Raw genomic sequence first — 20,741 nt, forward strand, 5'->3', positions numbered from 1 at the left:
CCGTTGCGGGAGTCGCCCAGCCTGGTCAAAGGCGTAGGGCTTAGGACCCTATCTCTTAGGAGTTCGTGGGTTCAAATCCCACCTCCCGCACCACAATAAATTCTGTGAATGATTAATAATGAGAAAAACTCCAAAAAACAAAGTCATGAGAAAAACAGTTGTAGGAATTACTGTAGTAGGAAAAGATAGAGAAGGAATTGTAGCTGCTTTTACAAATTTTGCATTTTCTAAAGGAGGAAACATTGAAAAAGTAAATCAAAATGTTGTCAAAGGTCTTTTTGGTATGTATCTAGAAGTTTCATTTTCAAAATCAATCAATGTAAACAGTTTTGATTCAGAGATCCAAAAATTAGCTAAAAAGGAGAAAATGGATGTAAGTACACATCACGAAACAAATTCACAAAAAAATATTGCAGTTTTTGTTACAAAGGAACCATTATGTCTTGAAACTATACTAAAGAATGTAAAATCATTGAAAGGAAAACTTTCTGTAATTGTAGGAACAGAAAGAACACTTGAAGTAATTGCTAAAAAAGCAAAAATTCCATTTGTTGCAATTGAAGAAAAAAATCAACAAAAAGCAGAGGATCAACTAATTGAAATTTGTAAAAAATACAATGTAGATTTAATTGCACTAGCTAGATACATGAGAATTCTAACACCAAATTTTGTATGGAGATATCCAAATAGAATTATCAATATTCATCCCTCATTACTTCCAGCATTTCCAGGTGCATTAGCTTATGCACAAGCATTTGAAAGAGGAACAAAGATTGTTGGAGTTACATCTCATTATGTAACAGAAAACTTAGATCAAGGACCAATTATTTTCCAGGATTCTTTTAAGGTAGATCCAAACGATACACTTGAAAAAATAAAATCTAAAGGACAGAAACTTGAAGCAGATACACTTCTTAAAGCAATGAAGATGCATTTAGAAAACAAATTAGAAGTTCGTTGGAGAAAAGTTCACATTAAATCTAAGTGAATTAAATGACAGAAATCAAGGCTAAATTTGATCCTGAATTAAGAAAATCTATTAAAAATAAGAGTCAAGTTGCAATTATTCCAATAGGATCTATTGAGCAGCATGGTCCACATTTACCAATATCTACTGATTCAGACATAGTTACAGAAGTCTCAAAGAAAATTGCAGAAAAAAATGGATTTCAATTACTTCCCACAATTACTTATGGGGTTTCATTTGAGCATGCACCATTTTTCAATCTCAGTATTAGAGAATCAACTTTACGTTCTGTAGTAAGTGATCTCTGTGTATCACTATTAGAAAATAAAATTAAAACAGTTTTCATCATTAATGGTCACCATGGAAACCTAAAACCCCTAAAAAATATCGATATTAAATTAAAAAAACTCACCAAAAATAAACTCAAGGTATTTTCATTTTCATATTGGCATTTTACTGAAAGAGAATTTGATCATGCAGGATTTGTTGAAACATCTTTGATGTTAGCTATTTCAAAAAATATCAAAATGAAAAAAGCTGAAAAAGGATTGATTACAGATGGCATGTCAAAACAAGAAATTAAAAAATTAGGAAAACTTGCAAATGAATCATTTCCCAAAGTCACAAAAAACGGAATTTGGGGAGATCCAACAAAAGCGACAAAAAAGGACGGACATGAAATTTTAGCTGAAATCGTCAAAAATCTTGGAAAAAAGTGTCAAACTTGCCTCACTGGGCATAGCTCATAGTTTTACCAATGAAATTTTAATATAATCCCTCAATATCAAAGCCAATAAGTGGTATAATGTCCGTTGATATGGCAGTAAAAGTACTGGATGAGAGTATCAATCAAATCGTATTGATAAAACTCAAAGGTGGCAAAACAATTAGAGGTAATCTTTTAGGTTTTGACCAACACATGAATCTGCTACTCGATTCTTCAGAGGAAATTCCTGCTGAAGGCGACGCAAAAGGCCTCGGTTCCATCGTTGTGAGAGGAGACAATGTAGTTATGATATCTCCTCCACCGGCACAAAATTAGGTGATCTAGATGGTAAAGGGTACAACTTCTATGGGTGGTTTTACAAAAAAGAAAGTTCACATCAGATGTAGAAGATGTGGTAAGAACTCACTCCACAAACGCCATGGCGTATGTGCAAGTTGTGGTTTCCCAGCGGCCAAAATGAGAAAATATTCCTGGATTAAATGGTACACATAGATGTTAGAAATCGCTCCCATTATTCTTAGTTCGTTAGCTGGTGTAGCAACTGCTGCAGCTGTAAAGAAGATGCCAAGAGACAAAAATCAATTACTAAGTCTTGGTGCAAGCTCACATATCAAAAGTCAAATCAATTCTTTAAACATAGAAAAAGATATTCTTACTAAAACAATATCTAGATTGTATCAAGATGATACAGAATTTTCAAAAATTCAAAAAGATAAACTCTTGCTAAAATATCAACATCAATTAGGAATTGTTCTAGCTAAATTAGAAAAATTAGATCAAGCTAGTAAACATCCTGATCTAGGTCCTGTAGGAGATGGTCTGATAACATTGATGGATCAAAAATTATCAAAGCTTGATGACAGATTGTACGAATTGTCATCAAAGATGGTTTCAGCTAAAGTTGAAGAACCCAAGCAATCACAAACAAAACAACAAGAAAAATCAAAAGTAAAAGATCCTTTCAAAAGTACTTTTAACTTTGAAAAACCAAAGCAATCAAAAGCAGAACCAGTAGTAATTCCACCAACAAAGTCAAGACAATCATTTGAATTAACTACACTCACAAATGTTTCAAGAACAGAACCAAAATTCCCATTAATAGAAAAAGAAGAAACAAGAAAGGTATCAAAACCAATGCCACAACCTAGAGTTTACCAACCTGAAGTTACTCCTAAAGAAAAAATCGTAGCAGAGATTCCACAGCCAAAACCAAAAGTTGAAGATAAAATTGAAATTATTGAATCTGTAACTCCAAAACCTCAAGCAAAAATTGAGACTAAACCAGATATCACTAAAGAAGTAGCAAAAATTACTGAACATAAAGCACTTCCAGAACCAAAACAAGAAGAAAAACCAAAGACCACAACACTTGATGATGATTTTGATGAAGATGGAGATGATCTAGATAAAATCAAAGGTGACATCATGAAAGTTCTATCAAAGCTTGATCAAGCTGAGGTAGAGTAATTGTCCTACGATGATGCTATCAAAGCATTATCAAATGATGCGTTAAAACATGTTAAAGATAATTCAGTAATTGGGTTAGGTAGTGGAAGAGCTGCAACTGCATTAGTAAAATCATTATCAAAATTAATTGAAGTAAAAGATTTACACATTGTAGGAATTCCAACATCCTTACAAATTAAATTAACAGCAGAAGAAGTAGGAATTACTTTAGTTGAAGCTGATCAAGTTGATCATATTGATGTAGTATTTGACGGAGCAGATCAAATTGATTCAAACAAATTTGTAATCAAAGGTGGTGGTGGAGCATTACTTCGAGAAAATATTCTTTTTAGTTTAGCAAAAAAAGTTGTTGTAATGGCTGACAAAACAAAGTTTGTTAAAAATTTTTCAAGAACTGTTCCAGTAGAAATTCACCCACTTGCAAGAACTTCTGTTACAAAAAACATTACAAAATTAGAAGGAATTGCTCAAATCAGAACATTAGAAAGAGGATATCCATTCTTTACAGAAAATGGAAACATAATTCTTGATTGTGATTTTGGTACAATTAAAAATCCAAAAACATTATCACAAAAAATAAAACTGATTCCAGGAGTTTTAGAATCAGGAATATTTTTGAGAAAGCCAGATATCATTTACAAAGCAAAAACTGGCGGAAAATTTGATATTCTTTAGGTAAATTTGTGCCTGATTAAGGATTTAGACTCTTCAAATCTAGACATTTTTGATCAAATTCATCCAAGTATTGACGTCCTGTAGGTTCTGAACTCTTTATCCAAATTTCACATGTAGAAGGATCAATGAATTTTTCAATTGAACTGTTATTGACTATTTGAACTACCAAAATTACTAACAAAATACCAATTAAAGCAAGAGGTAGTTTTTTTGATGCAATATCCATAATTATGAAAAAATCTTTCACTATAAGAAATTAACAATAATTTAACAGATAGTGTTTGGAAATCTCTCAACTAGTTTGCCGTGACCAAGTTTTCCAACGACTTCAAAATTGTCAGCAACTAATTCACCTCTAACAAAAGTTTTGACAGGCCATCCTTTGAGAGTTTTGCCTTCATAAACACAATAGTCTGAATTGCCACCAAACAGTTCTGAAGAAACTTTTTTCTCTTTTTTCAAATCTATCATTGTTACATCTGCATCTGATGATTTTTCCAGAGTACCTTTTTTAGGATACATGCCAAAAATTTTAGCTGAATTTTGACTAGTCAATTTAACAAACTGTTCAAGTGTGATCCTATTTTGATTAACACCATCACTCAACATTATAGGCAAAAGAGTTCCAATTCCAGGGAACCCTGCTAGTGCATCCCAAACATCCTCACCAGCAAGTTTCAATTTAAGTTGATTTGCAACATGATCAGTTCCTATTGTATCAATACGGTTTGATGACAGTGCATCCCAAAGTGCTTTGTTATCATTTGTTGTTCTAATAGGCGGCATAACTTTTGCCAAGTATCCTTCTTCCTGTTCATATGATAATGTCAAGTAATGTGGACATGTTTCTACAAAAATTTTTGTTCCAAGTTTTTTTTCTTCTTCAATTTGCTCCAGTGCACGTTTAGAGCCAATATGAACAAAGTAGATTACGCAATCATAATCTCTTGCAAATTTAGATACAGTTTTGATTGCTTTTGCTTCATATTCAGGAGAGCGGCTTTCAGACCATACAGAAAGACCATCCTGATGTTTTTCTTGGGCAGTTTTGATTGCATTTCCAACTGACTCATAGTCTTCTGCATGAACACATACAGGACAACCTAGAGATGCTGCAGTTTTTACAATTTGCTCAACAATTTCGTCATTAACATCAACTTGAGCAGTTACAAGACCACTAGAATTTGGAGGAATATCCATGTAAACATGGCCAACTTCTCCTGCAAGATTCATGTAAATTTTAAATGATGTAATTCTTTTTTTTACACAAAAATCCATCTCGCTGATTTGTTGAGGATTAAAAACAGATGCATGAATTGTGTAATCAATATAATGATTTTCTGCAGATGCATCCAATTGCTCTTGTAAAGAACTTGAAAAAGGATCTCCCAATCGAAGCATTCTGATCATGGTTGTAACTCCACCTATTGCAGCAGCATGGGATTCAGTTTTTGCAGCTTCGTTAATTGAAGAATATACACCATAGTGTACATGAGGATCAATAGCTCCAGGAACTGAAACTAGACCATTGCCATTAATTTTATTATCACAAGAAGGAACATCAGTTGTTAGTCCAACAATTTTTCCTTCATCAATTACAATATTTTTGTCAATCATTCCAGATGGTAGAATTACATGAGAATCAACAATTACAGTATCTACTGTCATTGAAAATTTCCGTACGTTATAACTATTAATCGTTGAGAAAATGAATAAAAACTCAATTCAAGAAATAATTTACGGGCCGGTGGTTTAGGGGTATAATGCCTCGTTCGCAACGAGGATGTCGAGGGTTCGATTCCCTCCCGGTCCACTTTGATGTCTTTAGAAATAGATTAAGAATTACAATCATTAATTTTACCAATCTTCAAATTCATCATCGAATTCTTTGTTAAACTCATCTTCAACCTCATCATCAAGCATTCGATTTCTAGATGGTCTAATTGGTACATAGATTCTCATGAAGCAGTTAAGGCACAATAATACTTAGTTAGGTGTTTGTAGAATTTGAAATCTCGACATTTTTGCAGTAGATTTCTTGTGAATCAATCGATAAAATACAAAAAAGCCCAATATCTCAATCTGTTCAACAAATAATACAAAATAAAGATGCTCTAACCAACCACCTGAAACATCATTCATTATTGCATAAGTAATTGAAAATGCATAATCAAATGTAGACACTAATCTATTTTGAGAATCATAAACAACTTGAATATTTTGTAAATTGTTTGGAGTTACAGAATCAAGATTATTGTCTTTGATTATTGCATCATGAAACAAAGTTTTATCTTCGGAGTATAATGAATCACCTCTATCAATAAACATCATGGAACTTCCAAAATACAACAAAGAGATTAGAGATAATCCAATTACAAGTTTGGCTGTTTTTCCAAAAACCATTTTTTGAGTATTTTTTTCAAAAATTTTGCCAATTGTTCCTAGTTTTTGTTTTTTGACCAAAATCAAAAATAAGAAACCTAAACCTGAAATCAAACCTAAACTACCCAACCAATGATCTGAAACATATTCTACAAATAACATTCTGACAGGCAAGAAAATGCCTACAAAAAATCCTATAACTACCAACTTCTCCTTGAAGTCACTTTTTCCCATGAATCCTTAACCAAGGTTCATAGACATGTATTCAGATAAAAAATTTCTGATACTAGATCCCTCCAGAAACTATTATACATAAACAAAAATTATCAATTTCATGGAAGTATTTGATGGGAAAAAGGCTGCACAAGAATACATGTCAAAACATACTTTAGCATTCTCAACTCCTGAATTAACTTTAATGAGATTTGCATTTTGGTTAGGAGATTCAGTTCCAGATCCAAATAATGATGGTAAAGGAATTCCTAGAATGATGACATTTTTGACAGAACAGGATTTTGAACCGGTATTAATTGATGATGACAAATACGAGCCATCAGGTGCAGTAAGAAGTTCTGCAAATGTTGGAAATGCTTACAATGAAACACAATCAGATGGAAAGTTTTGTTCAGAATGTGGAACTAGTTTATCTGCTACAGCAAAATTCTGTCCTGAATGTGGAGCAACACAAGAATAAATAAAAAATATTTTTTAATTCTGATTTTATACTTTAGCCCCACACTTTGTGCAAAACTTTGCATTAGGTCTTAGAGCAGCACCACAAGAAGAACAAACATTTCCACTTTGTTGGGGTGCACTTTGTCGTGGCATCAATGCAGGATCAGGTGATGGAAGTGTTCCTACTTCACCAAAAGCTTCTTGTGCTGAAACAATTCCCGGAGGACCTCCACCAACAGGATTATCTGCAGTTCCAGCTCTAGGTGGCATTCCACCTGGCATACCTCCTGCCATCATTCCTGGTTGGCCCATTCCCGGCATCAATCCAGGAGATTGTGTATTTCCTGAACCAGAACCTAATGATTTTCTCATTTCAAAAATTACTTTGATAGCTAGAAATTCTAATGCAGAATATGCAACAGTGTAATCACCTAATTTTTGGAAAAATTCTTTGTCACTTAATTTACCTTGCTTGTACATGTTGTTAGTATCTAAAAATGATTCATAGTATCCCTGAGATTCATCAAATAAACTTTGAAGTTTATCAAATAGCATGTTTAGTGTATCTACTTCTCCAAATGACATAATCTGATTCAATTTTTGGAATATTAATTACTTTAGGATCAAAAAAGAAGAAAAACGTGATTGTGTTTAAGCAAGTGCTCTATCAATCATATTTTTGTATGATTCTTTAGAAGCAGCACCAACTTGTTGGCTGACAATCTCACCTTTGTTTAGGAGGATTAAGGTTGGGATACTAAATACATTGTATTTTGATGCCAATTCATTGGCTTCATCAACATTAACCTTGACAAATTTTACTTTGCCATCATAGTCAGCTGCCAGTTCTTCTACAACTGGACCCACCATTCTACATGGACCACACCATTCGGCCCAAAAGTCTACAAAAACAGGAACGTCAGAACTTATGACATCGGTTTCCCAAGATTTTGCATCTGAAACATGTGTAACTGCCATTCTATTGATAATTTACTCACGGTACCTAAAAACGTTCACCAGAATTACACCATATTTTTTGTTGGAGATTAAAATTTGATATATACTTAAATGACGTTTTGGTAAATCCCAGATATGAGCACAGAACTTAGAATAAAAAAACTAAGAGGTTCTGGAGGCTATGTGATGGCCAAAGTTTCCGATGAACAACAAATGAAAGGAAATTTGGGCGGTCCTGATCTATTTTTAGCACCAATTGGCAGATTAGATTCTGAAAATATTAGTAAACATTTTTGCAATACATGTGAAAAAGAATTTGAAGGTTCTCCTAAAATTGAATTTGAAAACCCAAATGAAGAAGTTGCGGAAAATTTAGTTTTAGCTGAAAAAGGACAATACATTTGTGAATCATGTAATGGAACAATTGCAGAATATAGAGAATTCAAAAAACAAGATGAAGCAGGTGAGGTAGGAGATGCAAAACCATTAGAACCATCTGTTCAAGTTTCTACTGAAGTTGAATCAACACCTCAACCAGAACCAATTCCTGAAACACCTCAAGAGACAACAACACAACCAAGTTCTGCAACATCAGTTAGTTCTATTGAAGGCAGACCAGTTTATGATGAAAATGCAAACAAAATTGGAATTGCAAAACAAGTTGGAATTGATTCTAATCAATCAATGGTATTAGTAATAACACAAAATGATGGAACAGAAGGAAGTATTCCTTGGTCCAGTATTAAGAAAGTAGGAGAAGTCGTTCTATTAGGAAATCCAAATGAAACTATTGAATCAAGTGAGCCTGGAAAATGTCCAAGTTGTGGCTTTGTTAATAAAGAAGGCTCAAAGTTCTGTGAAGAATGCGGAACTAAGCTCTAATAATCTAATTTAATCAAGGATACAAAGGCGAAAATTTTGGCAAAAAAGTCCATCTCAAAAGGAGTTATCAAAGATATTGTAATTGTAGGGATTGGAGTTCTAGTTATTTGGATTGGATTGCAAGTTGCATTTGGAACACAAAATCCATTTTATGTAGTTGCAAGTGGAAGTATGATTCCTGTTTTGGAAGTTTATGATGTGTTAATTGTTCAAGGTCATGAACCGTTTGAAGAAATTGAGGTAGGCGACATTATTGTATTTAACAGACCATCGGATCATAATCGGGTTATTGTACATAGAGTAGCGTCAATTTTAGATGATGACCCAAGGACATTAAGAACAAAAGGAGATGCTAATCCTGCTTCAATTCCAGGAACTGACTTTCCAATAACTGCTGAAGAATATATTGGAAAAGTGGCATATACACTTCCACAAGTTGGATATGTTACTCAGTTATTGAAGCCTCCAATCAATTATGTGATTATTGCAGTTGTAATTGGAATCATGGTAGCAAAACAGATGGCCAAAAGGAAGAAAGAAGAGGCAAATGTTCCATTTTCGCCAAAAACAGAAACTGAGACTCTAGATGAGCCTTCAGAAGAAGCAAAAGAAGAACTATCTGATTTGAATGAAATGGAGATGGACTCTGAATATTCAGAAGTTAAAGAAAATTCTGATGTATTAGAAGAAATTGAAAAATCTGTAGAATCAAAAGATCAGGAAGACATGCCTGATAATGAACCAGAAAAAGACAACGAAGAAGAAAAGAAAGAATAATTTCTGCTAATCTTCAGGCAAACAGGTTCACATATGCTTCAACGAAGACAAAGATCGTCCTGTTTGCTTGGTGTTATTAGTACGTCATTTTTCCTAAAAAAGGATCCTGAGAAATTATCATTGTCATTAGTAGTATCACTTATCTAAGTGGAAAAATGATCGCTTTTTAAAAAACTGTTAGTTATACGCATAACAAGCTACTCAATTTGATTGCCAAGCATGATTGAATTGTGGGTATGGCACATGTTAGTTTGGGAATTTTCTAGTATTTTCAACACGGGTATAGAGGTAAAAGACTCTGAAAGATAATTCCGTTTTGATTGTAGATGACAATGAGATGATAGTCAGTACTCTTGAGGAATTACTTACCTACAAGGGGTTTGATGTAGTAGGGACTGGTCATGATGGAAATGATGCAATAATGCTTTACAAGGAACTAATCCCAAACATAGTACTATTAGATGTGAACATGCCAAACAAAAATGGATTTGAGGCATTAGAAGAAATAAAAAAAATCAATGAAAATGCAAATATCATTATGATTACTGGAGAGCAAGGATCAGATATAGAAATTAGACTACAAGAACTTGGAGCAGTTACAATAATTCAAAAACCATTTGAAATAGAAAGTATTATCGAAATTATTAAGAAAATTCAAAATTCAGAAAAAATTCTTTTCAACAAATTTGTCTAAGTGAAATTACAGAACAGAATCTTTTGTTTTGAATACTCGTTTAAAGTAGTCAGATGATTCCACAGGCTCTTCAATATCATTAGTAATTCCTGCCAAATTCTTTGCAAGATTCTTTTTGTATCCAACTTGCATTTGTCTTTGAATTTGGATTCTTTGTGCTTGTGGTGAACCTGCTCCATGCATTGATTCTGTAAGATAACCTACAGCATTTCTACCCAATGTCATGTTTTCAATTAATCTAAGAATTCTCATTCTATTTTCAACATCTGCACCTTTTCTTCCTGCAAGGTATTTTTTCAAAAGTGGACCTGCTTCAGGATGTCTAAAGTCTTTTTCAGATGGTAATGTAACAACTAAACCTCCTGCAATATCTTGAGCAAGTCTACTAATTTCATATGGGAATCTTGTTACATTATGTTTACAAACTTGTGCTAACATGTCATCATTAAGATATACACCAGATTTCATAGGTTGACCTTGATGAGATGATGCAATCCCTGCGGCAAAAATTGTTTCATTAAGATGAGTCATCTCAATAATTTTGTCTTTGATATGGGAAACCTTTGGTACACCATTGTAATCAGCAATTGTTGCTGCTGCACCTATGAGTACATCACCTAGACCTGTTTTGCATACGTAACTACGTCTATGATAACAAGTGAATCGTTCTACTAACATAGATGCAAACTCGTATTCACCGTGCATGAAGATTTTCTCCCATGGAATAAACACTTTATCTAAAATTATCAATGCCTCTTGTCCACCATATTTTGCATTTCCAGCATCAATGTCACCTTCCTCCATACTTCTTGTATCACATGACTGTCTACCATAGATGTAGGTCACTCCTTTAGCATCTGCTGGAATTGCTCCAACAATTGCCCAATCCTTATCATTTTCAGTTAATCTAATGGTTGGCATCAAAATAATCCAGTGTGAGTTAATACATCCAGTCTGATGAGCTTTAGCACCTGAAACATAAACTCCTTTTTCATCAGTTTCTACAACTCTTGTAAATAGATCAGGGTCTTCTTGTTCTGCAGGACCTTTACCTCGATCTCCTTTTGGATCAGTCATTGCACCTCCAATTACGAGATTTTCTTTCTGAACCATTTTTACAAATTCTAAAAATCTTTTATGATAATCAGTACCATGTTTTTCATCAATTTCAAAAGTTGTTGAATGCAAAGCATTCATTGCATCCATACCAACACAACGCTGGAAACATGTTCCAGTGTTTTGTCCTAATTTTCTTTGCATTTTATTTTGTAAAACCAAATCTTCTGCACTTTCTGCAATATGCAAAAATCGATTTACTTTAAGACCGGTAATCGAAGAATCTGCAGAAGCAAGAGCTTCTTCTCTAACTGCTAAATCATAAGTTTCTGCTACTGCATTAATTGATGGTCTGATCATTGGATGATCAACAGGCTCTTTAACTAATTCACCAAATAGATAGACTTTGAGATCGCGACCTCTAAGACTTTCAATATAATCGTCCCCTGTTCTAATTGTCTTCAAGACATTAGCCATGTAACATTATTCATCTGTATGTTGTATAAATATTCTAAATTAGTTACAGGTAGAATTTAGGTACAAATTGCGATCATAGACCAATTCGTACATCAAGAATTCTGCAACCCTTGCCCTTTTCCATTACCAAAACAGGGTTCATGTCTAATTCTTTGATCTCTTTAAAGTCAGTAACCAGTTGAGATAATCTTTGAATGCATTCAGACAATTTTGTGATATCTGATGGTTTCTCACCTCTAACACCTTGCAAAAGCTTTTGAGTTTTGATTGATGCAATCATATCATCTGCTTCATTATCTGTAACAGGTGCTAGTTTGAATGTGACATCTTTGAGAACTTCAACGTAAATTCCTCCCATTCCCAACATAATAACAGGACCAAATCCAGGTTCCAATTTTGAACCAATGATTAGTTCTTTTCCACCTTTGACCATTTCAACAATTAGAACACCTTTGATTTCGGCTTTCTTGTTGTAACTTTTTGCATTTTTAATAATTGTCTTGAAAGCTGCTTTTACTTCAGCATCATTTGTTAGATTTACTTTAACTCCACCAGCATCAGATTTGTGAATAATCTGAGGAGATGCAATTTTCATTACAACTGGATATCCAATCTTTTTTGCAGCTTTAACTGCTTCTGCTTCAGAAGTTGCAAGTGTACTTTTTGGAAGAGGTAAACCGTATGCCTTTAGAACTTCTTGACCTTCTTCTTCTAGTAGGTTTGGTCGTTTTTCACTTTTTACTTTATCAAAGATTTTTTGTGCTTTAGCTTTGTTTACTTTGAATTTAGTTATCTTTCCAGTTGGGGATTTTACCCAATTTGAGAATCTAATCATTGCAGCAAGAGTTCTGATTGCACCTTCTGCATAAGTATAGTATGGAACATTTCCTTTAGCAAGAATTTCTCTATTAGTAATACCTTCATCAAGACCCATTAAACTTGCAAGCATTGTTTTCTTGTATTTTTTAGACATTTCAACAACCACTTCTGCTAATTTATCGTAATCTAGTGTTCCAGATGGAGTACACATTGTGATTACTGAACCAACTTTAGGATGTTTAAGAACTCTATCCAAAACATTATGGAATCTATTGAAATCAGCATCACCAACAATATCAACAGGATTTCTTGAGCTTCCCCAAGGTGGGATTACTTCATCAATTTTCTTTCTAATGCTAGTAATGTTTGCCATTTTTATTTTCATTTTAGAGCATGCATCAGTTGAGATGATTGCAGGTCCTCCTGCATTAGAAACTATAACCAATTCACCTTTGGATGGTAATGGTTGTTTAGAAAATGCAGTAGCATAATCAAAGAGCTCTTCCATAGTATCAACACGAATTGCACCAGATTGTTTTAGCAATGCATCATAGATTTCATCTGAACCCATAAGAGCACCAGTGTGAGACATTGCTGCCTTTGCACCTTCTGGACTTCTACCTGATTTGAGAACCAAAACAGGTTTTTTGAGTTTTTTAGTGATATTTTTACAAACTTTTAGGAACTCTTGACCATCTCCCATGTCCTCAAGATACATTACAATAACTTCGGTTTGCTTGTGTTTTGCAAGAATTTTCAAGACATCAACTTCACTCATTGCAGCTTTGTTTCCAAGACTAACTACTGCTGAAAAACCAATTCCTTGTGCGCTAGCATCCTCAACAAGAGCAGCACAAATTGCTCCGCTTTGGGAAACAAGAGCAATCTTTCCAGATTTTGGAGTAACTTTGAGAAATGTTGAGTTCATCATTGTTTTAGGATCAAGATTCATCACACCCAAACAATTAGGACCAATAACGTGAATTCCATATTTTTTAGCAATATCTTTTACTTGTTGTTCTCTTTTTGCACCTTCTTCATCAACTTCTTTGAAACCTGCAGTGATGATAATGACGCCTTTGATTTTCTTTTTTCCACATTCTTCTAAAACTGGTGCAACCAATGTGTTTTTGATGACAATAACTGCAAGATCAATTGGTTTTGGGACATCTAAGACACTCTTGTATGCCTTTTTGTAAAAGACCTTTTCTCTTGTAGGACTAATTGGGAATACTGTACCTTTGAAACCATTCATAATATTAGATGTGATTGTTGCACCAACACTTCCTCTTTTGTCAGAAGCTCCAATTACTGCAATAGATTTTGGAGATAAGATAGCTGATTCTGACATGATATGTTGGATCTAAGGATTTTGTATAATAAAGTTATTCATAGAAAATTCTGATCTCTACTTTAGCTTCCAAGCATTTTACCTGCTAGATTCTCTTTTCTTGGAACCCAAGTAATAGTTAGATTTGAAAATTTACCAATTATTGCCCATGCTTCTCTTGCAAGATTTCGTAGTTGTTCATTATTAATGGCAAATTCATGATTTAGTTGGTTTACTGTATTTTTTGAATCACTGAAAATTATAATTTCATCATCTGCATCTACGAATTTTTTTAGAGCAGAGATTATTGCCATATATTCAGCCTGATTATTGGTAATCTCTGGTTTTTTTTCATAAAATGATTCCCCTGTTTCTTTAACAAAAAATCCATATCCACCATTTGTTCCTCCCGAGCCATCAACAAAAATACTAAGACCCATCTTTATACAACCTCGTTAGTTTTACGCTCAAATTTACTACTATCATATAGACTATGGTGGATATACCTTGCGATATAATTGATGCCAAGTATGGATCATAGTCTATTGTAAGAAGATAGTATTGCAAAGCCCATCTAACAATTGTGTAGACTACTTCAGCAATTCCAAGTGAAGTAATTAATTTTTTTAAATCATGTTTAAGTTTAGTTGAATCTGTTTTTCCATCAGCTGTTCGATATTTTTTTCTATTATCTAGATAGAACATTCCACTAAATACTGAAAAGTAAATCACATAATCTGCAATTGTTGTGTAAGTTGTGTTGAGATAATCAGCTTGATCAGATAAAATTTGTGCAATGATTGCTGAAATTATAATTGAAGCTGCAAAAGCAATTAAGATATTCTTGTTTAACTTTAGATATTCTTGTAACACTATTGTTCCACTAGGCTGTTACAATTAAACTAAGATTAATCAAGAGTAATTTTTAGAAAAATTATCAATCCGGCTAATTCAGCTATTCCTACTCCAAGCATGTATGGGAAAATACTGTGTGAGAATATCATGTCATGTGAGAAATATCCAATTGCACCAATTACATTATGTAAAAATAACATTCCTGCAACAACTATCATTCCTAAGGGAAGTTGTGCCTTAGTTTTGCGAAACATATTTGCAAAAATGCAAACCAGAATTCCCAGAATACCCATATTTGCTATAGATACAATTGAGAGAACTAGAGAAGTAGGCTCCATTTAGTGACAAACACCCCCTGAGCTTTTATTTACTTTTATCCAATTTTCTCTCAATTTCTTCAAATGACTCCATATTGACTTCAAGATATGTTGAGATAAAGTAGGTTACACCATACTTTTCTCCCACGCTGGTAATCAGATTATTTTTTTCAAGCACACGAATATGGTGCTGAATAGCCTTGTAATCAAGGCTCAACTCTTTTGCTAATTGATTAATGTTAAATGGATTTTCACGAACCTTGGAAATAATTTTCAAACGATTTAATCCGCCTCTAGAACCTGCAAAGACAAACCAAAGTAGTCTTTTTGCATCAGGATCATTTGCCATAGTATTGAAATTTCTGCTCTTTTACCACTAAAAGAGATTCTGGTTCAAACAAAGTAGAAAGTATAAAAAACATAATCAGCCAAAAATAGTGATTAGAAATTGATGCTAAATTATGATGCTCCACTATACAGACCACCTTCAGAAGCTCGTTCACTAATTTTTCAAGTAACTTTAGGATGTTCGTTTAACGAATGTTCGTTTTGTGACATGTACAGATCAAAAGAATATTCTGAAAGATCTTGGGAAGAAATTAAAGGTGAAATTGACATGATGGCAAATTATTTGCCTGACACAAAAAGAGTTTTTCTTGCAGATGGTGATGCATTAAACCTTGACACAGAATTTATGATAAAAATTGTAAAATACATTAGAGAAAAATTTCAAAATATTGAAAGAATTTCATGCTATGCAATGCCAATGAATATTTTGAAAAAAACAGATGATGAATTGAAAAGAATGAATGAAGCAGGATTAGATATGTTTTATCTTGGAATTGAAAGTGGTTCAGACATTGTTTTGAAAAAAGTAACCAAAGGAGCTATTGGAAAAACAATCATCAAGTCAGTCAATAAAGCAAAGGCTGCAGGATATGTAATGTCATGCATGGTAATCTTAGGTTTAGGAGGAAGAACCTATTCTAAAGAGCATATCAGAGGTACTGCTGAAGTAATTAGTGCATGCTCGCCAAACTATGTTGGTGCATTAACATTGTATTTAGAAAATGGAATCAAACAAGAATTCTTAGATAAATTCAAAGAGCCATTTATCAGAATTAATGATGATGAATCACTAGAAGAGCTTCATGACTTGATTGAACAAATCAATACAAAAGAGGAGATTGTATTTAGGGCAAACCACGGTTCAAATGCTTACACAATAAAGGGAACATTTCCACATGACAAACAGGCAATGTTAGAGAAGATTGATTGGATGAAACAGCATCCAGAAATTATGCGTCCACAAGGGTTACGTGGATTCTAGATAAAGTCATTAAGATATACAACTTTGAAGATTTTTACTGTATAATCACCATCAAAGATATTGATTGTCTCTGAATTTTGAGAATACATTACTCGAAATTTGTATTCATAGTTACCATTTTGATCAACACTGGTCTGAGCAAAATGTACTGCATCTCCATCTTTGAAAATTTGAATTACTACAGGAAATCCTTCTACATGATTTGCAATTTTTCCTTCAACAAATCCCCATGGAAGTGAATTATTTTCAGGGGTATGAAAGTACAGTGTAGTTTTTTCTAGGCCAATCATTCCACTAAGAGGAACTATTTCAGATTGGGAATCATGTGAGTGTTCATTTACCATAATTTGGCCTGAATGAGGATGAGCAAAAGTGTAATCAGATGTTAATGTAAAAAGAATACTCATAGCAATAATGCTAGAGAGAAAAATTACTTTATTCACACAAATCAGTGATTTTTGGAATTATAAAAATTTAGGTTATAGATTATCAATTATTGGTTTAAGATTTTCAGGTAGTTCTGGAAGTTCTGTATGGCTTTCATTATTTTGAAGAATTTCAGGTCCAATGCGTCTTACACGTTGAGTCCCCAAAAGAGTATCAATATTTCTTTGAATATCTTTTTCTGAAAGAATTGTTTTTAGTTTTTCAAAAACAGTTTCTTCATTTTCATATTTTTTTATCCCATATTGAACAAGAATTGTTTTTTCTTCGGAAGTAAACTCAGGCATGATTTTTTGATGATTTTATGGGTAATAATCTTTGTTGAATCAAAAATAGTTAAAATATGATGAAACAGAAATAATTCTACTTGGTAAGCAAACTACAGTTAATCTCCAATGTGTTAACAATTAGAAGATATGCATCTATTGCAATTCTTAGTGGAACTGGTTTAGGAATAATCTATTACTACCTAACAATGTCTATGCTCCCTACACATTTTGATGCAGCAATTGACCTTGCTCCATCTTACATAATTACGTCAATTGGTTTGACTATAGTTATTTCAGCATTGGCTGGAATCAATTTTGCAATGATGGCTTTTAAGATGAAAAGAATGAAGATGATGAATTCAGTAAAATCAAATTCATCTGCAGTATTAGGAGGAGCATTTGCCGCATTTACTCCTGGATGTCCTGCATGTACTGCTCCTTTGGCTGTAATTTTAGGTGCTATTGGAGGACTATCATTATTCCCAATGCAAGGATTAGAATTGAAATTCATCTCAGTTGGAGTTTTGGTTTTTTCAATTTGGTGGATTGCAAGAGGGCTTCAGAGTAAAAGTTGTTGTAAGATAGGTTAGTTTTGCAATAATTATGGATTTGTGTATCCCAATTTCCATTGTTGCTTTTGTTCTTCAGTTCCAAATGCATCATATGATTTCTCAAAACAATTATCACGCTCTAAGCCTTCATTGAATAGTGTTTTACAATCTTCTAATGTTAATTGAAGATTTCTTTGATCACGTACATGTGCAACATCCTGATAGTTGTATGATCCCATGACTCCAACTATAATTCCAATAGTCATAACTACTGCTACAATTATCAGATTATTCAAAATAAACACTCACAAAATTTGTTGAGTATCAGATGATTAAAGTGAATTAACATATTCACGTAATTTCTGAGTTTTTTCTTCAACAGATAATGGTAGTAATTCTTCCATCATTGATTTCATTTCTTGTTTTTTTGCATCTTTTTCTTCTTCAGATAGTGATTCCCATTGTACCTTCATAGACATAAAATGCATAATCATTTTTGCTCTTTCATCAATAGATAATGCAAAAAATGCATCTTTTACTTCACTCCATTGTTGTTTTTTCAGCTCTCTTTCTTCAGGAGTTAAGTTTGCATAATGATCTTTCCATTTTTTATCTGATTGAGAATCTTTTTGTTTAGAATGCTTCCAGTTGTCTTTTGTGATTCCATCAGAAACATAGAGAGCAACTCCATTTCCAGCGTCTACTATCACTTTATGAAAAACATCATCATTTGCTAGAATTCCAATTTTGTAAACAAGAAATCCTTGAATTACATCTAGTTTACCCCACATTGCTTTTCCATTTTCAACTGAATTTTCACCTACAGACATTGCAACACTAAGAGCGATTTTTGCATCTTGGGAATAATTTTCAGATTCATCAGAGACTATGATTGTTCCAGAAATTTCCGGAATTTCAAACTGATCATCATATGCGCTAACAATATTTGGTGAAAATGTTAGAATACTAATAGTAAAGATGCTTAAAATAGCAAGAAGTGGAATTGTAATTTTTTTGTCCAGAATTTTATTCAAGTATTAAAAATCAAAATTCTATTGGATATAAGCATCTCTATGAATTCATCATGTTTGTCACTAGGTAGGCTTGAGAGATTAAGGTATCAAAAATAATTGGATCTTAAGACCAACAACGATTAGTTATTTGGTGACAGTTCCAATTGAATGTAATTTGAAAAAATAGTATTTAGATCATACTGAGAATTTCTACTATTCTCTTTTATGTAAAATGACTCAAGAATATTTGGTAATCCTAGATAGAGTCATTTGCTATAGTTTACCACCGTCCAAGGATTGGGCAACTTTGGCCCAATCCCTATTTTACTAATCGTGAAGTAAGGGATATCTATAAAATATTTTAAAATTAATTCCAAGTAGATTTTCAAATGATGCTAAAGGAGTATGTTAAAAAATACAGAGATTACCTTACGCTTAATCGCAATCTAATTGTCTCAATCATTTCTGCAATGATCGTTTCAGCAATATTTGCTCAAGCAATAAAAGATCAAGAAGGTTATGTAAATGCCACACTAACAATTCTTCTAAGTTATGGGATTTACTATCTTGTTTTTACAATATTATATTACAAAGACAATAAGCAAAAATATCTTACAGAATCTGGTTCGATAGATAAGAAGAAACTAAAAAAAGATTTAGTCAAAATGGTAACTTCTGTAGGAATAGCTGAAGTTTTGTTTTTTACATCAAGATGGGGTTTTCATTATTATTTTTTGGAGATTGGTCAAGAGGCGTATTTGGCATCAGTAACTGCTCATGTAATTGCAGCCACAATATTTGTCGTGGCAGTCAATATTGGAGTCTATCTTACAAAATTGTACAAGAAAGATTAGGAATAATCATTTTTTAGTTCTAAAAATGGGCCCACAGGGATTTGAACCCTGGATCTTCGCCGTGTAAGGGCGACGTCATAACCGACCTGGACTATGGGCCCAGTGACCTTCGTTGTTGAAAACCATTTAAACTTTGAGACATAGGAGAATCTAAAAATTTGATTAGGAATTTACAAAAATATGACTAGATTTGATTTTTTTTCCAGTCCAATTGGGTTAGGACATGTAACAAGGGATATTGCCATTACAAATAATCTGCAAGACCTACAAGCAAATTTTGTTACAGGTAGTGGAGCTGCAAAAATTCTAAAAAAAATTAACTGGCAAGTGGATGATGTTTACAATCCACCTTCATTCATTGTAGAAAATGGTTCACTAAAAAACCCAGCAAAATGGTTATGGAATTATTACAAATATTACAAAGATTGTAAAAATATTTCAGAATCTATTTTACAAAAATCAAATTCAAATCTTGTAGTTAGTGATGAAGATTTTGCATCATTAACAGTTGCACAAGAAAAAAAAATACCAACAATTTTAGTTACTGATATTTTAGAGACTCATTTTACTAAAGGGCTAGCATCATTTATTGAAAAAAAGATGAATAAATCCATGAATGAAATTATCAAAAAATGTGATGTAGTGATTTTACCTGAAAATGGCGATGATTATGAAAATATCAAAAAAGTAGGACCAATTGTAAGAGAGACACAACATACAAGAGAAGAATTACGTGACAAATTTGAATTTAAGAAAAAAACAATTGTCATCTCAATTGGAGGAACTGACGCGGGATTATTTTTGATTCAAAAAGCAATAGATGCAATTTCAAAAATAGATCAAGATTTAGAAATTATTCTAGTTTCAGGTCCTTCAGTTAGTAAAAAATTTGAAAATGTTAGAAATTTTGGTTTTGTTGAAAACCTGCATGAATTAATTTATGCTGCAGATTTAGTAATTTCACTTGCAGGAAAATCAACTATTGATGAGGCCAAGGCATATGGAACACCAGGCATATTCATTCCTATCAAAGGACATTTTGAGCAAGAAGACAATGCCAGAGATGAAGGATATGAATTTCAAGATGTTTTCAGACTAGAAAAAATAATTTCATCAAAACTTGAAGAGAAGAGAAATCAAGTAAATACAGAAGGAGCAAAAAAAGCAGCAGAGATTATTCAGAAAATTATCAAATAATATTCAAAGCTTAATAGATGGCCAAT

Annotated in this window: 29 protein-coding genes and 3 tRNA genes; 16 read left to right on the forward strand and 16 right to left on the reverse strand. The window is 33.1% G+C overall.

The window, feature by feature from the left end:
* Positions 1-5: 5 nt before the first annotated feature.
* From Q0941_RS01740 to rpiA, 7 genes are all read left to right on the forward strand, one after another.
* Positions 6-93 (forward strand) — tRNA-Leu (locus Q0941_RS01740).
* Between the two features lie 52 nt (positions 94-145).
* Positions 146-988, forward strand: coding sequence for a formyltetrahydrofolate deformylase (locus Q0941_RS01745; protein WP_367277459.1), 843 nt, complete (start codon positions 146-148; stop codon positions 986-988).
* Between the two features lie 5 nt (positions 989-993).
* Positions 994-1,716: a creatininase family protein gene (locus tag Q0941_RS01750; protein WP_299290762.1), complete on the forward strand. Its 723-nt coding sequence runs from the start codon at positions 994-996 to the stop codon at positions 1,714-1,716.
* Positions 1,717-1,772: 56 nt separating this feature from the next.
* Positions 1,773-2,009: an LSm family protein gene (locus Q0941_RS01755; protein WP_299290764.1), complete on the forward strand. Its 237-nt coding sequence runs from the start codon at positions 1,773-1,775 to the stop codon at positions 2,007-2,009.
* A gap of 9 nt (positions 2,010-2,018) precedes the next feature.
* Positions 2,019-2,186, forward strand: a complete 168-nt coding sequence (locus tag Q0941_RS01760; RefSeq protein ID WP_299290766.1) for a 50S ribosomal protein L37e — start codon at positions 2,019-2,021, stop codon at positions 2,184-2,186.
* A complete protein-coding gene (locus Q0941_RS01765; RefSeq protein WP_299290768.1) occupies positions 2,187-3,161 on the forward strand; it encodes a hypothetical protein in 975 nt (324 codons plus the stop codon).
* The gene (gene rpiA / locus Q0941_RS01770) at positions 3,162-3,836 is read left to right on the forward strand and encodes a ribose-5-phosphate isomerase RpiA (protein WP_299290770.1); all 675 of its coding nucleotides are present in this window, start codon (positions 3,162-3,164) and stop codon (positions 3,834-3,836) included.
* A 16-nt stretch (positions 3,837-3,852) separates the two neighbouring features.
* Here rpiA and Q0941_RS01775 read toward each other — a convergent pair whose 3' ends face one another.
* The gene (locus tag Q0941_RS01775) at positions 3,853-4,062 is read right to left on the reverse strand and encodes a hypothetical protein (protein ID WP_299290772.1); all 210 of its coding nucleotides are present in this window, start codon (positions 4,060-4,062) and stop codon (positions 3,853-3,855) included.
* A 41-nt stretch (positions 4,063-4,103) separates the two neighbouring features.
* Positions 4,104-5,504, reverse strand: a complete 1,401-nt coding sequence (locus Q0941_RS01780; protein ID WP_299290774.1) for an amidohydrolase family protein — start codon at positions 5,502-5,504, stop codon at positions 4,104-4,106.
* A gap of 73 nt (positions 5,505-5,577) precedes the next feature.
* Here Q0941_RS01780 and Q0941_RS01785 point away from each other — a divergent pair.
* Positions 5,578-5,649, forward strand: a tRNA-Ala gene (locus tag Q0941_RS01785).
* Positions 5,650-5,822: 173 nt separating this feature from the next.
* Here the strand turns inward: Q0941_RS01785 and Q0941_RS01790 are convergent.
* On the reverse strand, positions 5,823-6,452 hold the full coding sequence (locus tag Q0941_RS01790; RefSeq protein WP_299290776.1) for a hypothetical protein: 630 nt from the start codon (positions 6,450-6,452) through the stop codon (positions 5,823-5,825).
* A gap of 100 nt (positions 6,453-6,552) precedes the next feature.
* On the opposite strand from Q0941_RS01790, the gene Q0941_RS01795 reads away from it, so the two are divergent.
* Complete coding sequence (locus tag Q0941_RS01795) at positions 6,553-6,912, forward strand: zinc ribbon domain-containing protein (RefSeq protein WP_299290778.1); 360 nt, start codon at positions 6,553-6,555, stop codon at positions 6,910-6,912.
* A gap of 26 nt (positions 6,913-6,938) precedes the next feature.
* Here the strand turns inward: Q0941_RS01795 and Q0941_RS01800 are convergent, their stop codons facing one another.
* Together Q0941_RS01800 and trxA are read right to left on the reverse strand one after the other, a co-directional pair.
* Positions 6,939-7,478 carry a zinc-ribbon domain-containing protein gene (locus Q0941_RS01800; protein WP_299290781.1) on the reverse strand — a complete coding sequence of 180 codons (540 nt, stop codon included), beginning with the start codon at positions 7,476-7,478 and terminating at the stop codon, positions 6,939-6,941.
* 66 nt (positions 7,479-7,544) lie between these two features.
* Positions 7,545-7,871: a thioredoxin gene (gene trxA / locus Q0941_RS01805; RefSeq protein ID WP_299290783.1), complete on the reverse strand. Its 327-nt coding sequence runs from the start codon at positions 7,869-7,871 to the stop codon at positions 7,545-7,547.
* A gap of 114 nt (positions 7,872-7,985) precedes the next feature.
* Here trxA and Q0941_RS01810 point away from each other — a divergent pair, with 114 nt between their 5' ends.
* From Q0941_RS01810 to Q0941_RS01820, 3 genes are all read left to right on the forward strand, one after another.
* A complete protein-coding gene (locus Q0941_RS01810; RefSeq protein ID WP_299290785.1) occupies positions 7,986-8,732 on the forward strand; it encodes a zinc-ribbon domain-containing protein in 747 nt (248 codons plus the stop codon).
* Positions 8,733-8,768: 36 nt separating this feature from the next.
* The gene (locus tag Q0941_RS01815; protein WP_299290787.1) at positions 8,769-9,509 is read left to right on the forward strand and encodes a signal peptidase I; all 741 of its coding nucleotides are present in this window, start codon (positions 8,769-8,771) and stop codon (positions 9,507-9,509) included.
* 316 nt (positions 9,510-9,825) lie between these two features.
* Positions 9,826-10,203 (forward strand): response regulator, encoded by a 378-nt coding sequence (locus Q0941_RS01820; RefSeq protein ID WP_299290789.1) that lies wholly within the window; start codon positions 9,826-9,828, stop codon positions 10,201-10,203.
* A gap of 6 nt (positions 10,204-10,209) precedes the next feature.
* Here Q0941_RS01820 and Q0941_RS01825 read toward each other — a convergent pair whose 3' ends face one another.
* The 6 genes from Q0941_RS01825 to Q0941_RS01850 all read right to left on the reverse strand — a co-directional run bounded on the left by Q0941_RS01825 (position 10,210) and on the right by Q0941_RS01850 (position 15,406).
* Positions 10,210-11,736, reverse strand: a complete 1,527-nt coding sequence (locus tag Q0941_RS01825) for a 4-hydroxyphenylacetate 3-hydroxylase family protein (protein WP_299290791.1) — start codon at positions 11,734-11,736, stop codon at positions 10,210-10,212.
* Between the two features lie 73 nt (positions 11,737-11,809).
* On the reverse strand, positions 11,810-13,906 hold the full coding sequence (locus tag Q0941_RS01830; RefSeq protein ID WP_299290792.1) for a 4-hydroxybutyrate--CoA ligase: 2,097 nt from the start codon (positions 13,904-13,906) through the stop codon (positions 11,810-11,812).
* A gap of 62 nt (positions 13,907-13,968) precedes the next feature.
* Positions 13,969-14,325 (reverse strand): reverse transcriptase-like protein, encoded by a 357-nt coding sequence (locus tag Q0941_RS01835; protein ID WP_299290794.1) that lies wholly within the window; start codon positions 14,323-14,325, stop codon positions 13,969-13,971.
* Positions 14,315-14,758, reverse strand: a complete 444-nt coding sequence (locus tag Q0941_RS01840; RefSeq protein ID WP_299290796.1) for a hypothetical protein — start codon at positions 14,756-14,758, stop codon at positions 14,315-14,317. Before Q0941_RS01840 ends, Q0941_RS01835 begins: the two co-directional genes overlap by 11 nt.
* Before the next feature lie 35 nt (positions 14,759-14,793).
* On the reverse strand, positions 14,794-15,078 hold the full coding sequence (locus tag Q0941_RS01845) for a hypothetical protein (protein WP_299290798.1): 285 nt from the start codon (positions 15,076-15,078) through the stop codon (positions 14,794-14,796).
* A 25-nt stretch (positions 15,079-15,103) separates the two neighbouring features.
* A complete protein-coding gene (locus Q0941_RS01850; RefSeq protein ID WP_299290800.1) occupies positions 15,104-15,406 on the reverse strand; it encodes a winged helix-turn-helix domain-containing protein in 303 nt (100 codons plus the stop codon).
* Positions 15,407-15,505: 99 nt separating this feature from the next.
* Here Q0941_RS01850 and Q0941_RS01855 point away from each other — a divergent pair, with 99 nt between their 5' ends.
* On the forward strand, positions 15,506-16,387 hold the full coding sequence (locus Q0941_RS01855; RefSeq protein ID WP_367277457.1) for a radical SAM protein: 882 nt from the start codon (positions 15,506-15,508) through the stop codon (positions 16,385-16,387).
* Here Q0941_RS01855 and Q0941_RS01860 read toward each other — a convergent pair.
* Positions 16,384-16,830 carry a hypothetical protein gene (locus tag Q0941_RS01860; RefSeq protein WP_299290802.1) on the reverse strand — a complete coding sequence of 149 codons (447 nt, stop codon included), beginning with the start codon at positions 16,828-16,830 and terminating at the stop codon, positions 16,384-16,386. The two genes, Q0941_RS01855 and Q0941_RS01860, sit on opposite strands and share 4 nt — an antisense overlap.
* A gap of 36 nt (positions 16,831-16,866) precedes the next feature.
* Entirely contained in the window at positions 16,867-17,118 is a 252-nt protein-coding gene (locus Q0941_RS01865) for a hypothetical protein (RefSeq protein WP_299290804.1), read from the reverse strand.
* Positions 17,119-17,198: 80 nt separating this feature from the next.
* On the opposite strand from Q0941_RS01865, the gene Q0941_RS01870 reads away from it, so the two are divergent.
* A complete protein-coding gene (locus Q0941_RS01870) occupies positions 17,199-17,690 on the forward strand; it encodes a hypothetical protein (RefSeq protein WP_299290806.1) in 492 nt (163 codons plus the stop codon).
* Positions 17,691-17,701: 11 nt separating this feature from the next.
* Here Q0941_RS01870 and Q0941_RS01875 read toward each other — a convergent pair whose 3' ends face one another.
* Positions 17,702-17,947: a hypothetical protein gene (locus tag Q0941_RS01875; protein ID WP_299290807.1), complete on the reverse strand. Its 246-nt coding sequence runs from the start codon at positions 17,945-17,947 to the stop codon at positions 17,702-17,704.
* Positions 17,948-17,983: 36 nt separating this feature from the next.
* Positions 17,984-18,685, reverse strand: coding sequence for a hypothetical protein (locus tag Q0941_RS01880; RefSeq protein WP_299290809.1), 702 nt, complete (start codon positions 18,683-18,685; stop codon positions 17,984-17,986).
* Between the two features lie 368 nt (positions 18,686-19,053).
* Between Q0941_RS01880 and Q0941_RS01885 the strand changes: the two genes are divergently transcribed.
* Complete coding sequence (locus tag Q0941_RS01885) at positions 19,054-19,518, forward strand: hypothetical protein (RefSeq protein ID WP_299290811.1); 465 nt, start codon at positions 19,054-19,056, stop codon at positions 19,516-19,518.
* A gap of 26 nt (positions 19,519-19,544) precedes the next feature.
* Here Q0941_RS01885 and Q0941_RS01890 read toward each other — a convergent pair.
* Positions 19,545-19,619 (reverse strand) — tRNA-Val (locus tag Q0941_RS01890).
* 79 nt (positions 19,620-19,698) lie between these two features.
* Here Q0941_RS01890 and Q0941_RS01895 point away from each other — a divergent pair.
* A complete protein-coding gene (locus Q0941_RS01895; protein WP_299290813.1) occupies positions 19,699-20,715 on the forward strand; it encodes a glycosyltransferase in 1,017 nt (338 codons plus the stop codon).
* The last annotated feature ends 26 nt before the right edge of the window (positions 20,716-20,741 follow it).

Source organism: Candidatus Nitrosopumilus sp., from assembly GCF_028278985.1.
GTDB lineage: Archaea > Thermoproteota > Nitrososphaeria > Nitrososphaerales > Nitrosopumilaceae > Nitrosopumilus.